This is a genomic window from Rhizobium sp. 16-488-2b, assembly GCF_017741815.1.
Taxonomy (GTDB): Bacteria; Pseudomonadota; Alphaproteobacteria; order Rhizobiales; family Rhizobiaceae; genus Rhizobium.
Genome location: NZ_JAGHMF010000034.1, coordinates 63,179 through 75,565, shown reverse-complemented (window position 1 = coordinate 75,565; position 12,387 = coordinate 63,179). Strand labels below are relative to the sequence as shown.

The window sequence follows — 12,387 nt, the reverse complement described above, 5'->3', positions numbered from 1 at the left end:
TTCGCCGGCCCTATCCGGCCTGACCCTCCTCAGGCGCCGTGGGCTACTCCGCGGATGCCGGCTCAAGCGCCTTGAACGCGCCTTGCCCCAAGAGCATCAGCCAGGTCACGAGCACGAAGGTGGAAGTCAGGACCGGCATTGCGATCGGTGTGAGGAAAATGGCGACGGACGCCCAGAGCCAGCTGGAGATGACTGCGCCGAAGACCGCATAAATCAGGCTGCGCCAATTGAAGGCGAGAAAGACACCACAAAGCGCCATCGCCGTCAGCGCTGAGTTATAGCCGAAGAGACCGTCGCGAACCGCGCCCTCGGGACCACCATAGACGGCCGCCACCAGCGTGCCGACCATAGCACCGAGCAGCCCCATCGCGGCACTGACGCGGGAATTCAAGGCGATCGCGATGACGATAAGGTAGCCGGAAATCCAGTTGTCCTGGAAGAATATTTGCCCGATCGAGGTTCCTATCCCCTCGTACCAGGTTGCAAAGACATAAGGCACCGCTTCGGAGAACTGTTCGGGGGAGACGGGCTTGGCCATCGGCCCCGCATCGATCGCGTCGAATTTCAGCACCGCGAATAGAAACAGCCATCCGACGAGAACGAAAGGCATGGTCAGAGGTGCGGTCTTGTATGGCGCCAGAACCGCGCCCATGCTGGCGAAAGCCATGGTCGTGAAGGCGGCGGCGCAGACGAGGTAGACGACCATGGCCACCGACGGGATGGCGCCCGTACGAAAATCCTCGCTGGTGAAGGCGACGAGCGCGAGACCCACCAGCGCACCGTTGAAGCCATATAGCCCGTCCCGCATCACCGCTCTGTCTGCCTTCAGAGCAAGCGCGGTCGCCGTGCTGGCGATGACGCCCAGCACGCAGATCGCGGCATAGATCCAAGAGTTCCACGCAAGCGCTGCGAGGATCACCAGCCCCGACAGCGGATTGTTCTGGAAGACGACCTGGCCCACGCCGCGCAGCGACCAATCCACGAAAAACAGGGACGGATGATCACGGAAACGATCCAAATTCATTGATCTCTGCTCCTTCGGCTCGGCCTGAACGAGAACAGCGTGCCTCGTTCCCGCGGCGTGTTGGTCCGGCCCGGGCGCGATCTCACGCCCGAGCTTCCTCGTCTAGAAGAGGAAGTATCGCTGCGACATCGGCAACACATCCGCCGGTTCGCAGGTGATCAGCTGGCCATCGACGCGCACATTGTAGTTTTGCGGATCGACCTCCAGTTTCGGCGTGAGATTGTTGTGAACCATGTCCTTCTTGCGCACCGTCCGCGTTCCTTTGACGGCCGCAAGCTGCTTGGACAGCTTCAACTTCTCGCCGATCCCATCGTCGAGTGCGGCCTGCGAGACGAAAGTGACGCCCGTCGAGCCGAGCGCCCTCCCGAGCACGCCGTACATCGGGCGATAGTGCACCGGCTGCGGTGTCGAGATCGAGGCGTTGGGATCGCCCATCGGCGCGATCGCAATCATGCCGCCGATCAGGACCAGCTGCGGCTTGATGCCGAAGAAGGCCGGCTTCCAGAGCACGAGATCGGCGCGCTTGCCGACCTGAATGGAGCCGATCTGATCGGCGAACCCATGGGTCAGGGCCGGGTTGATCGTGTATTTGGCGACATAGCGCTTGACGCGAAAATTGTCGTTGCGCCCGCTATCCTCGGGCAGCGGACCGCGCTGCACCTTCATCTTGTGCGCCGTCTGCCAGCACCGCAGTGTCGTCTCGCCGATACGGCCCATCGCCTGAGAGTCCGACGACATCATCGAAAACACGCCGAGATCATGGAGAATGTCTTCCGCCGCGATCGTCTCGCGCCGGATACGGGATTCCGCGAATGCGACGTCTTCCGGGATTTGCGGGCTGAGATGGTGGCAGACCATCAGCATGTCGAGATGCTCGTCGACCGTGTTGATCGTATAGGGTCTCGTCGGGTTGGTGGACGATGGGAGGACATTCTCCTCGCCCGCCGCCGTGATGATATCGGGCGCATGACCGCCGCCGGCGCCCTCGGTGTGGAAGCTGTGGATCGTGCGTCCCTTCATGGCCGCGAAGGTGTCGCGCACGAAACCGCTTTCATTCAGCGTATCGCTGTGCAGAGCCACCTGCACGTCCATCTCGTCGGCAACCGTCAGGCAATTGTCGATCGCCGCTGGCGTCGTGCCCCAGTCCTCGTGAAGCTTCAGCCCGACAACGCCGGCGCGAACCTGCTCGCGCAACGGATCGGGCAGGCTGATATTGCCTTTTCCGAGCAGCCCGACATTAATCGGCAACGCTTCCGCGGCTTCTAGCATGCGGTGGATTGCCCACGGGCCTGCCGTCACCGTGGTCGCGAGCGTGCCGACGGTCGGGCCGGCGCCGCCGCCGACGAGCGTCGTCGTGCCACTCGCCAGCGCTTCTTCCGCCTGCTGCGGCGCGATGAAGTGAATATGCGTGTCGATCCCGCCCGCTGTCAGGATCTTGCCTTCCCCCGCGATCACATCCGTTGCGCCGCCAACGACGATGTTGACGCCCGGCTGGATATCCGGATTGCCCGATTTCCCGATCCCGGAGATCCGTCCGTTCTTGATGCCGACATCGGCTTTGATGATGCCCCAGTGATCGATGATGATGACATTGGTGATGACGACGTCGGCGACCTCGGCATATGGACGCTGACCCTGCCCCATGCCATCGCGGATCACCTTGCCACCGCCGAAGGTTACTTCCTCGCCATAGACCGTGCGGTCTTCCTCGATCTCGATGACGAGCTCGGTATCGGCCAGCCGAAGCCTGTCGCCCTTGGTCGGGCCGTAGAGATCGGCATAGGTCTGCCTTGTGATCGTTGCCATCATAGCCTCCTACAGCTTGCCCATGACCTTGGCGTTGAACCCGTAAACCTCACGCTTGCCGTCGAGCGCCACGAGCTCCACCGTTCGCTCCTGGCCAGGCTCGAAGCGCACCGCCGTACCGGCTGGAATGTTGAGCCGAAAGCCACGCGTGGGCCCGCGGTCGAACAGCAAAGCCTCGTTGGTCTCGTAGAAATGGTAGTGAGAACCGACCTGGATCGGCCTGTCGCCAGAGTTGGCGACATCGACCTTCAGGGTCTGTCTGCCCGCATTGATGTCGATCGAACCACTCTCGATGAAATATTCGCCGGGGATCATGATGGCCTCCTCAGGGAATCGGGTTGTGGACGGTCACGAGCTTCGTGCCGTCAGGAAAGGTTGCTTCCACCTGGATGTCGTGGATCATCTCGGGCACGCCCTCCATGACCTCCTCGCGGGTCAGCAGCGTCGCGCCATAGGACATAAGGTCCGCCACCGTCCGCCCCTCGCGGGCGCCTTCCAGGAGGGCGGCCGAGATGTAGGCGATGACTTCGGGGTAATTCAGCTTCAGACCCTTCGCCCTGCGCCGCTCCGCGACCAATCCGGCTGTAAAGATCAGGAGCTTGTCTCTTTCACGCGGTAGCAGTTCCATGAGCTTGCCTCCTTGTTTTGCTGTTCACGTTGCCCAGATGCGCGGAGCGACGGCCTTCTTCATCAGGCCGCGTTCGCGAAGAATGCTCCAAGCTTGCAGAAAAAGTGCCTTGCCCTCGGACATGCGGTTTCCGAGATAGCGGCAGACGATCACGCGCTCGAGCTGGCTGGCCGAGAAGACGCCGCGCGCCTGCTCGCCGAGTTCGTCGCGGATATGCTGAACGGTGTTTTCAAGCGCCGGCCCCGCATAGACCATCGTTCCGACAATGGGCTTTCCGGCAAAGAAGACGGGCGCGTCCAGAACATCAGGCGCGTGAGAAAACGCCATTCGTTCGAACCAGATCAGATCATGGCCGCGAAAGATCTCAACACGCTGTGAAAGCCGGCCGCTTGCAAACCCCTCTCCGGCAGCCGGGCGACCGAGACTGACGAAATCCCAACCGACATAGGCTGCATCCTCGCCCAGCGTCACGCTTGTGCTGATCGCGGCATCCGCGCCCTCGAAAAGGATCGTCTCCTGCGGGAGGTTCTCGCAGACCGCACCGGCGCCGACATCGATCCGTATGCGCTGCGTACTCGTGCCGATTTCGCTGCGGTAAAACTTGGTCGCGCCAGGCGTCGTCAGTACGCAGCGCGCCTCGGGCGCAAGGCCGCAGCTTATGTTGAGAACATCGCCGCCGGCCACGCCGCCCGGTGGATGCAGGATGTAGACATGAGCCGAGCCATCTTCCTCTGGGTGGAAGGCGCGCTGCACAGCCAGCGGCCCGACATGGCGCCGACGCATCAGACGCGTCTTCCCGTGGGAGTTCGCAAACCACAAATCTAGCTCGGCATGCCAACCATCGGCCATCGGCGATAAACCTTTTCCCAATCCGGCCTCGCGGCCCTTGCTGTCCCTCTGTTACCTCGACATTTCATGTGCTGCTCAAAGCTGAGCGTGATCGCACAAAGCGCTTCACGCTTGATCGCCCGGCTTCTGCTTCTCGCTTCTGTCGTGTCGCGTCTCTTCCGAAAGATGGTGCGAGCTGGCGGTCAGCTTCATCGCGCCTGCGAGAAGCAGCGCCGACACCGGCAACACCAGTGCCTCCCATTGCGGAGGCGTTTGCGTTTCACCCACCTGTGCCGCGAAATGCACGACGAGGTAGAGAATGATCATCTGGAAGAACAGGTTCTTCAGTTCTGCGACGGTATCGATGATCATCCACTGCGGCAGTCTCGATCGCTGTTCCGGCGGAATATCGAGCGCAAAGCCAAGAGCGATGCCGCAGCCGACAACCATCAACACGATGCCCAGTAGGATCTTGTCGGTAGCGCGCAGGACCGAGACGATGACCGACATATCCGGATTGAGCCGGGTCATCCGGAAGGTTTCCACCAGCATCAAGATCGCCTCCCAGAACATCAGGAAGGCACCGAACAGCACACCCGCGGCAGCAAGTATGAGAATGGAGCGAAGGCCGCGGAACAACGAAATCAATGCACTCTTCCTCCTCGGATCAATTTGACTGCACCGGCGCCGCCCGTTTTGCCTAGTCAGCGCCTAGGAACGAAACAGCCGGCTGTATTGCGTTTCATGCCATGCGCTTGCCATTGCCATTGCCGGCGCCGCATTGCCGATCTCGTCGTCACCAGTCGTCTCCGCCGTGCGCGCCGCGCGCTCGATGATCTCGGCCGCCGCGATCAGAAGGCGCTGGCCGGCGGTATGCCCCAGCGGCACCAGCCGAATGGCAGCCGATACCTGCCCTTCCACCGCACTCCACAGCAGCCCGCGAAGCGCATCTGCTGGCGCAATTTTCCAATGCGTGGCCGCGAGGGCAAAGACCGCCGGGTAGGTCAATTTCCTGCCGCCGAAGGTCTTGGCGGAGGCGACGCCGAGATCGCTAAGGACCGTCAGCATCGATGCGCCCATTTGCCTGTCCTCCAGCTCCACCTCCTTGCTTTCGCGCGCAGCCGACAGCCATGCATCAGCCTTCAGGAAGGCCGCACGATCATCGGCTTCGAGCGCATGCATCATGCGCAGGAACAGCGTGGCATCGCAGACCGCGTAGCTGTGTTCGATCAGCCTGAAGATCCAGTCGCGGGCCGTTGTCTCGTCGCGAACGATCCGATCGTGGACCGCCCATTCGAGCCCACGGGAATAGGCGAACGCGCCAACCGGTTGGCTCGGGCTGACCAGCCGAAGCAACTGAAGCGGCAGACTACTCGATGCTGGTTGACCCAATGTTGGTTGAAACGTCACATAAGTCTCCCGAAAAGATCCCCCGTGGCCGGATCAAACACCGGCCCTCAGGCTTCAAATGCCCATGCCCTTCAGCTCGCCAGCAGCAGCACGCCGCCAAGCGCCGTCGCTCCGCCGGCGATCCGCAACGCGGCAGTGCCTCGCGTCAGGCGACCGGCGGCAATACCCATTCCCATCCCCACGGCGTGCAGGAATGCTGTCGCCAGCACAAAGCCTACGCCGAAGGAAAAAGCGTTCGCACCTGCCATCTCGGCGCCATGCGCATGCCCGTGAAAGAATGCGAAGCCGCCGACAATGGCCGCGACCAGCGTGGGTGAAGCCGGTCGGGCAACGGCGACTAGCAGACCGATGACGACGGCCGAGGCAAGAATGACCGGCTCGACAAAAGGCAGGTGCATACCCGCAAGTGCTGCAACAAAGCCGAGGATCATGACACTGACGAAGGCCGCGGGGATAGCGAGCCGGGCGCGGTTGCCGAGCATGACCGCCGCCAGACCGACCGCGACCATGGCGAGAACATGATCCGGCCCCGAAAGCGGATGCAGGAACCCGGAAACGAATGACCCGTGATCACCAGGGCCAACATGCGCGAATGCCGGCGTACTCGCCATAAGTATCGGCGCGAGGATCAAGAGATGCATCTTCTTCATGGCACGAATCTCCCTAAGGTTGGTCGAATAGGAACGATTGACATCCAGTCTTTCAGGCACTCCATCGAACTCATGCCGGCACTGCGGTCGGGCCTCTTCAGAACGAGCCGAACATCGACCCCAGCACGAAGACCGCGACAAGCGAGATGATGACGCCGACGATCACGGTCATCACCATGTCCAAATAGCTTCCCGAGTGCGTCTGCTTGCTGATCTGCAACAGCAGGAGCACCGTCCCATTGTGTGGCAATGCATCGAGCGTACCGGCGCTGATCGTCGTTAGGCGATGCATGAGTGCGGGATCGATACCGTGTTCGGCCGCAAGTTTCATATATTCGGCGCCGAGCGCGTTGAGCGCGATGGCCATGCCGCCGGACGCCGTGCCCGTTAGCGCCGCAAGCGCGTTCATCGCCACGACCAGCGATACAAGCGGGCCTCCAGGCATCTGCAGCACGGCATCGCGCACGACGTTGAAAGCCGGCATGGCCGCGACCACCGCGCCGAAGCCGACGAGGCTGGCAACGGTCATGATCGGCAAGACGGCCGAGTTGGCGCCTGCGTCGAGGCTTTCGCGCAATGCACCCAGCCGTCCGTAATTCAGCCCGATCACCGTCACGATCGCCGCGGCGAGCGCAATGAGGACGGCCCAGACGCCGATCGTCGAGGTGATATTGATGCCAAGTGCTGCTTCCGCGCTGGAGAAGTCGATCCGGGGCAAGACCACCAGCGCCATCAGGAAGTTAACACCGATGACAACGATCAGCGGCAGCACCGCGAAGAGGAAGGATGGCCCCTGGTCGCTCTTCTTGCCGTGGCTGAGTTCGCTCGGGTCGAAATCGCCCGAGGTTGTTGCCTGTTCGCGCACCTTTTCGCTGATGACGACAGGCGTTTCGTCCTCCGTATATCCCTCATTGGCGGCACGCGCCCTCGCCTCGATATGGGCCAACCACCACATCCCGAAAGCGAAGGTGATGATCGAGGCGATGATGCCGAGGCCGGGCGCGGCGAAGGTCGTCGTGCCGAAGTATGGCATCGGGATGGCGTTGTTGGTCGAGGGCGTACCGGGCATCGCCGACATGGTGAAGGTGAACGCGCCGAGGCCGATCGCGGCCGGCATCAATCTCGCCGGAATGTTCGCGGCGCGGAACATTTCGCGCGCCATGGGTACGAGCACGAAGAAGGCGACGAACACACTGACGCCGCCATAGGTGACGACGGCGGAGGCGAGCACCACCGACAGCATGGTTCGCTTCACGCCCAGCCGCTCCGTCAGGAAACGGGCGATCGACGTGATGGAGCCGCTGTCATCCATCATCTTGCCGAAGATGCCGCCGAGCAGGAACATCGGGAACCACTGCGTGACAAACCGCGCCGTGCCGCCCATGAACGTCGAGGTCCAGTGTGGCAATAACGGTTGGCCTGAGGCGGCGGCAACGATGAGGGCCGCCGCAGGCGCCAGAAGCAAAACGCTCCAGCCGCGATAGGCGAACCACATCAGCAATCCAAGTCCCAGCAGAATTCCAAACAGCCCCATGGATCCGCCTCTCAATCCGATCAGATAGGCGGAGATGTCATGCGATCCAAAAGCTTACGCCCGTCTAGGTGCAGCTATGACGCGCCTCACAACTCACGGCCTTACTCGGGTTTCATGAACCACCCCTGCGAACGTGTCGACCGCTCACGCGCGCAAAGATTAGGGGCGGCGCAAGAAATGGACACCGTGCTCACTTCTGGGATTTCTTGCTCAGCAGACATTGGACATTGCGCCTTTTGGAGCGCGACCGATTGCCGGAAGTCATGGCCATTCCGTAACAATAAGAAACAATTCTGAAATCGCATAGCGAGGCTTTAGCGCGAAAACAGTTTCGCCGTGCTCGCTGACATGAGACCGAAATCCGAGTCTTGGCCATGCGGGTGTCGGAGTACCAACCGCGCCGTCGAACGGCCAGCAGTAACTGGGCTTGGGTGGTGGCGGACCGTTTCACAAGCAAAGGACATCCAGGATGAACCGTTACATCATCGCATTCCTTCTCGCCTCCGCGGGTACCGCATCCGCCCAGGAGCAGCTTTCGATGTCGCAAAAAATGGAGCTTCGCGACAACTGCAAGCAGGATATTCAGCAGCTATGCCCAGGCGTCCAGCCGGGTGACGGAGGCATCATGGCCTGCGTCAAGGAGAACAAGGCCAAGCTCTCTGGCATGTGCTCGACAACCATCGACAAGCTGCTGGCGACCAAGAAATAGCGTCGTCTTCTCCTGTCCACACCAGGAGATCAAAGCCGCTCGTTCCCGACCCACCGACCACAAGATGGGACGAGCGGCGTTTCTTATGCCCGACAAACAATCCACGTCAGGAAGCACACATGAAACGATCGAGCACCACCTCCAGAACAATTCTTGCCGCGACCATTCTTGCGGCGCTCACGATGACATCATCAGTTGCATCCGCCGAAGATGGTGACGTAGACTATCAGTGCGTATCCGAAGCAGCGGCGTTCATTGAGGTCGCCGACCTTGCCTATAGCTTCAGAAGCGAAAGTGGCGTCTTCACCAACGCGCTCGATGGTTTGCGCGATCAACTCATTGACTGCCTGGTCGCGACCGATCGCAAGACTAGCCTGTCACAGCAATCGGACGGCGATGATGAGTTCAAATGGAAGGTACACGGTCCGTTGCCGCAATAGCAATGTGAGGGCTCAGTCACGGCCGAGCTCCTCGCCTCCTTTCCCATCTCGCGACCGACCGTGATATGAAAACACCGCAATCCGAGCGGATTGCGGTGTTTTTTGCCCCCCGCGATCAATGCATCGTCGGGGAACACCCCATTCTCAAAAACCGGCTGCATGGGCCGGAATGCCGCTCGTCGAGGGAGTGTCCGGTTTTCGAGCGCAGCATGATGCAGGTGGCCGAGCCGGCCTCTCCTCTGTCCGGCAATCGATCGGCGAGCTCGCTCAACAGCGCTTCGAGTTCGCGCGGACACACACCGTCCGCCGCCATCATCTGACGGATCAACGGGTCCTGAAGCAGATGTCGATACCGTCGCTTGGGTTTCTTGGGCATGATGCAACTCCTGGCTTGGGACGCGGCCTCACGCCGCGTCGGGATGCACAGACATAGCCCGGTGGATTTGCCGCCCTAATTCGACATTGTTTCAGTCTGTGACCGCCCCTAGCGCTGGCGCAAGCGGGAGAAAGACAATGGCGCGCAGGCCGCGACCAGTATCCCTGTTCGAAAGCACCACCCTGCCGCCATGGGCATCCAGTATCTGCTTGACGATCGAAAGGCCAAGCCCCGTGCCGCCATGGCCGCGATTTCTGGATGGCTCGCCGCGAAAGAAGGGCTCGAAGACGACGGGGAGGTCCTCCTCCGGTATTCCCGGGCCGTCGTCTTCGAAGACGAGGCAGGCGACACCGTCGCGCCGTTCGGTGTAGGCGTGGACATGATTGCCATAACGCACGCCGTTGGAAAGCAGGTTGTCGATCACCCGGCACACTGCCGATCTTGGCATATGTACATTGAGCGCCTTGGGTGCCGTCGAGAGATCGACGCTGACGTCCTCCAGGCCGGATGCACAGTAGGGCAGCGCCTCGTTGATGTCGGTTATCTCTTCGGACGTCTCGGTGCTTGTGGATTCGCTGGCGAAGAGGAGGACGTCGTTCAGCAGATGCTCCATCGCTTCGACGTCGAGCACCGCCCGGTCGCGATGCGGGCCGGCCGGCATCATTTCCAGGCGCAATCGAAAGCGTGTCAGGTAGGTCTTCAGGTCGTGCGACACCGCGCCGAGAAACAGCGTGCGGTTGGTGAGCAGTGCCAGAATGCGGGTCTGCATGTTGTTTATCGCGCGGATCAGCGTACGCAGTTCGCGCGCGCCGCGCTCCTTGACCGGGACCGGTTCGACGCGATTTCCGAGCTCGTCGATACTGCGGGCAAGCTCCGTCAGTGGCCTTGTTTCGCGCGCGACCGCCAGCACCGCAAGGAGAGCAACAACAATGCCGGACAAGCCGCCCAGGAAGCCGATTGGAACATTCCATATCCGGAGCGTCGTCTCGTCGGAGATAGTGAAGATCGCGACCTCACCGCTCTTCAAGCCCACCACGAAGGTGATCGTGAAGGCGTCGTGGCTATCGGCCTGACTGATACGGGCTCCGGTTCGAACGATGCGGCCCGGCGCGTAGTCTTCCATCTTCGCCTGGGTGACAACACGAAGCCTTGAGATGCTGAGATTGTCCTTGAAGTCGGCTGGTATGCCAGGGGCATAAGTCACGCCGAAGCCCTGGGCATTGGCGACGTCAAGCACTTGCTGTCGCGCCTGCGGCGGCGTCTCATCGAGAAGACGTACAACCGCAACAACGCGATCGGCGATCGCATAAGGCGGCAAGGGCGAGCGTCCGCTTTGCCAGAGAAAGGAGAGCAGGACCACCATCTGGCCGATAAACAGCGCCGCCGTGACGATGAGGGCAATGCGTGTGAGAATTCCGAACTGGCTCATCTAGCCGTCCGTCACATTGAGATTGAAGAGATAGCCGGCGTTGCGCACAGTGGTGATGACCTGCACGTTCGGCGGCAGGCAGGCGGCGAGCTTCGTGCGCAGGCGCGAGATCGCGACGTCGATCGTCCGGTCGTAGGTTTCGGCGCTCGCGCCACGGGTCAGATCGAGCAGCTGGTCTCGTGAGAGCACCCGCTTCGGCCTATCGAGGAAGCAGGCAAGCAGATCGAATTCCGTCGTCGTCAACGGCACGGCGGTTCCATCCTCAGTCGAAATGATACGTGCCTCGGGATCGACGATCAGCCCCGCGAAGCGCTTGATACCATTCGCCGCCTCCAGCGCCCCGCCGGCCGGCGAGGTGCGGCGCAGGACGGCGCGAATGCGCGCGAGCAGCTCACGCGGATTGAACGGCTTGCCGAGATAGTCGTCGGCGCCGAATTCCAGGCCGACTATGCGGTCGATATCGGTCGTCTTTGCCGTCAGCATGATGATCGGCACCTGCGAGCGTGCACGGATGCGGCGGCAGAAGGAGAAGCCGTCCTCGCGTGGCATCATGACATCGAGGACGACCAGATCGGCCCATTTGCGCTCGATCAGCCTGTCGGCGGATGCAGCGCTATCGGCGGTGTGCACCAGGAATCCTTCGCTCGTGAGGAACTCATCGAGGAGATCCCTGATCTCTGGGTCGTCCTCGACGACCAGAATTTTTAGCGTCTCATCCATATTTCGGTCCTCATCTAACGGTCGAGCCGCGGCAGAATTCAGCAATCCGGCAGGCATCTTGGCGAAGGCGATCTCCCGCAACTCGGTTAGCAACCTGAGGAGCATCGCTCACCGGCTCGCACCCGACATCATGGATTGCAACGAAGAAGCCGTGACGGTTGCTCCACGATCAAGACCAGCCAAGGCCGCATCGAGAGGCAGGATGCCGGCCGGTATGTTAAGCGCATTGGGATATTGCCGCGTCACAAACGCATAAACCAGCCTTCCGCTCGCCGCATCGAAAAGTTCCCCGGCATAAATGACCGCGCCCGTAAAACGGCCTTCCTTGTCACGAACACTTCGAAGGCCACTGAGTGCGAAACCCACCGGTGTCACCTTCGTTGAAGTACCAAGTACGGGCACATTCGTCTCTACGCCGGTCAATGTGATTTTCAAGCGCAGTGTTCGTGGCCCGACGGCAGCTGCGAGCAATCCGCGTCGCGCGAGTTCGGCTCTGAAGCGGACTTCCGCATGACGAGCAAGGTCGTTCTTTGCATCCTCTGACAGCGTTCCGAACTGACCGTCCTTGCCGCGATAGATCCTGACGGGATCGAGGGTCACGAACGTGTACGCTTTCAGCGCTGACGGCTCGATCGCCGTATTGAAAGGCACGCGGCCATCCGCGTTGTCGCCATTGACCCGCAGTTGCGCACTGGAGGCCAAATCCTGATAGCGGGCAGGCTTTGTCGCGCAGGATGCGCCCAGGCAGAGAACCGCCGCGAGTACCATTAGTCGAGTAAAAACACCCGTTCTGCACTGCAATGCGATCATGCTCCACTCATGACAGGGGAAAG

Annotated in this window: 15 protein-coding genes; 2 read left to right on the top strand and 13 right to left on the bottom strand. The window is 61.2% G+C overall.

All coding sequences use genetic code 11. From position 1 onward, the window contains the following. Positions 1 to 43: 43 nt before the first annotated feature. The 9 genes from J5286_RS23845 to J5286_RS23805 all read right to left on the bottom strand — a co-directional run bounded on the left by J5286_RS23845 (position 44) and on the right by J5286_RS23805 (position 7,880). The gene (locus tag J5286_RS23845) at positions 44 to 1,024 is read right to left on the bottom strand and encodes an urea transporter (RefSeq protein WP_209192222.1); all 981 of its coding nucleotides are present in this window, start codon (positions 1,022 to 1,024) and stop codon (positions 44 to 46) included. 102 nt (positions 1,025 to 1,126) lie between these two features. Next, positions 1,127 to 2,830, bottom strand: coding sequence for an urease subunit alpha (gene ureC / locus J5286_RS23840; RefSeq protein ID WP_112532952.1), 1,704 nt, complete (start codon positions 2,828 to 2,830; stop codon positions 1,127 to 1,129). Between the two features lie 9 nt (positions 2,831 to 2,839). Beyond that, entirely contained in the window at positions 2,840 to 3,145 is a 306-nt protein-coding gene (locus tag J5286_RS23835) for an urease subunit beta (protein WP_037179617.1), read from the bottom strand. Positions 3,146 to 3,155: 10 nt separating this feature from the next. Beyond that, positions 3,156 to 3,458 carry an urease subunit gamma gene (gene ureA, locus J5286_RS23830; protein ID WP_018897749.1) on the bottom strand — a complete coding sequence of 101 codons (303 nt, stop codon included), beginning with the start codon at positions 3,456 to 3,458 and terminating at the stop codon, positions 3,156 to 3,158. A gap of 24 nt (positions 3,459 to 3,482) precedes the next feature. Beyond that, positions 3,483 to 4,307: an urease accessory protein UreD gene (locus tag J5286_RS23825; protein ID WP_209192221.1), complete on the bottom strand. Its 825-nt coding sequence runs from the start codon at positions 4,305 to 4,307 to the stop codon at positions 3,483 to 3,485. Positions 4,308 to 4,412: 105 nt separating this feature from the next. Then, positions 4,413 to 4,934, bottom strand: a complete 522-nt coding sequence (locus tag J5286_RS23820; protein ID WP_112820696.1) for a YqhA family protein — start codon at positions 4,932 to 4,934, stop codon at positions 4,413 to 4,415. A gap of 63 nt (positions 4,935 to 4,997) precedes the next feature. Continuing rightward, positions 4,998 to 5,696, bottom strand: a complete 699-nt coding sequence (locus J5286_RS23815) for an urease accessory protein UreF (protein ID WP_348529285.1) — start codon at positions 5,694 to 5,696, stop codon at positions 4,998 to 5,000. A 71-nt stretch (positions 5,697 to 5,767) separates the two neighbouring features. Further along, positions 5,768 to 6,346, bottom strand: a complete 579-nt coding sequence (locus J5286_RS23810) for a HupE/UreJ family protein (protein ID WP_209192220.1) — start codon at positions 6,344 to 6,346, stop codon at positions 5,768 to 5,770. A 97-nt stretch (positions 6,347 to 6,443) separates the two neighbouring features. Continuing rightward, complete coding sequence (locus tag J5286_RS23805; protein WP_209192219.1) at positions 6,444 to 7,880, bottom strand: GntP family permease; 1,437 nt, start codon at positions 7,878 to 7,880, stop codon at positions 6,444 to 6,446. A 469-nt stretch (positions 7,881 to 8,349) separates the two neighbouring features. Here J5286_RS23805 and J5286_RS23800 point away from each other — a divergent pair, with 469 nt between their 5' ends. Continuing rightward, positions 8,350 to 8,589 carry a cysteine rich repeat-containing protein gene (locus tag J5286_RS23800; protein ID WP_209192218.1) on the top strand — a complete coding sequence of 80 codons (240 nt, stop codon included), beginning with the start codon at positions 8,350 to 8,352 and terminating at the stop codon, positions 8,587 to 8,589. Between the two features lie 119 nt (positions 8,590 to 8,708). Further along, complete coding sequence (locus tag J5286_RS23795) at positions 8,709 to 9,029, top strand: hypothetical protein (protein ID WP_209192217.1); 321 nt, start codon at positions 8,709 to 8,711, stop codon at positions 9,027 to 9,029. Positions 9,030 to 9,144: 115 nt separating this feature from the next. Here the strand turns inward: J5286_RS23795 and J5286_RS23790 are convergent, their stop codons facing one another. The 4 genes from J5286_RS23790 to J5286_RS23775 form a co-directional block, all read right to left on the bottom strand. Further along, on the bottom strand, positions 9,145 to 9,405 hold the full coding sequence (locus tag J5286_RS23790) for a hypothetical protein (RefSeq protein WP_209192216.1): 261 nt from the start codon (positions 9,403 to 9,405) through the stop codon (positions 9,145 to 9,147). A gap of 91 nt (positions 9,406 to 9,496) precedes the next feature. Next, complete coding sequence (locus tag J5286_RS23785) at positions 9,497 to 10,834, bottom strand: ATP-binding protein (RefSeq protein ID WP_209192215.1); 1,338 nt, start codon at positions 10,832 to 10,834, stop codon at positions 9,497 to 9,499. Then, a complete protein-coding gene (locus J5286_RS23780; protein ID WP_209192214.1) occupies positions 10,835 to 11,554 on the bottom strand; it encodes a response regulator in 720 nt (239 codons plus the stop codon). Between the two features lie 108 nt (positions 11,555 to 11,662). Further along, positions 11,663 to 12,364: a DUF3313 domain-containing protein gene (locus tag J5286_RS23775; RefSeq protein ID WP_209192213.1), complete on the bottom strand. Its 702-nt coding sequence runs from the start codon at positions 12,362 to 12,364 to the stop codon at positions 11,663 to 11,665. Between the last annotated feature and the right edge of the window lie 23 nt (positions 12,365 to 12,387).

What these genes read in the sequence shown, in the direction of transcription:
- J5286_RS23845 (WP_209192222.1), bottom strand. Translation starts at nt 1,024, where the DNA reads ATGAATTTGGATCGTTTCCGTGATCATCCGTCCCTGTTTTTCGTGGAT.
- ureC (WP_112532952.1), bottom strand. Translation starts at nt 2,830, where the DNA reads ATGGCAACGATCACAAGGCAGACCTATGCCGATCTCTACGGCCCGACC.
- J5286_RS23835 (WP_037179617.1), bottom strand. Translation starts at nt 3,145, where the DNA reads ATGATCCCCGGCGAATATTTCATCGAGAGTGGTTCGATCGACATCAAT.
- ureA (WP_018897749.1), bottom strand. Translation starts at nt 3,458, where the DNA reads ATGGAACTGCTACCGCGTGAAAGAGACAAGCTCCTGATCTTTACAGCC.
- J5286_RS23825 (WP_209192221.1), bottom strand. Translation starts at nt 4,307, where the DNA reads ATGGCCGATGGTTGGCATGCCGAGCTAGATTTGTGGTTTGCGAACTCC.
- J5286_RS23810 (WP_209192220.1), bottom strand. Translation starts at nt 6,346, where the DNA reads ATGAAGAAGATGCATCTCTTGATCCTCGCGCCGATACTTATGGCGAGT.
- J5286_RS23805 (WP_209192219.1), bottom strand. Translation starts at nt 7,880, where the DNA reads ATGGGGCTGTTTGGAATTCTGCTGGGACTTGGATTGCTGATGTGGTTC.
- J5286_RS23800 (WP_209192218.1), top strand. Translation starts at nt 8,350, where the DNA reads ATGAACCGTTACATCATCGCATTCCTTCTCGCCTCCGCGGGTACCGCA.
- J5286_RS23795 (WP_209192217.1), top strand. Translation starts at nt 8,709, where the DNA reads ATGAAACGATCGAGCACCACCTCCAGAACAATTCTTGCCGCGACCATT.
- J5286_RS23790 (WP_209192216.1), bottom strand. Translation starts at nt 9,405, where the DNA reads ATGCCCAAGAAACCCAAGCGACGGTATCGACATCTGCTTCAGGACCCG.
- J5286_RS23785 (WP_209192215.1), bottom strand. Translation starts at nt 10,834, where the DNA reads ATGAGCCAGTTCGGAATTCTCACACGCATTGCCCTCATCGTCACGGCG.
- J5286_RS23780 (WP_209192214.1), bottom strand. Translation starts at nt 11,554, where the DNA reads ATGGATGAGACGCTAAAAATTCTGGTCGTCGAGGACGACCCAGAGATC.
- J5286_RS23775 (WP_209192213.1), bottom strand. Translation starts at nt 12,364, where the DNA reads ATGATCGCATTGCAGTGCAGAACGGGTGTTTTTACTCGACTAATGGTA.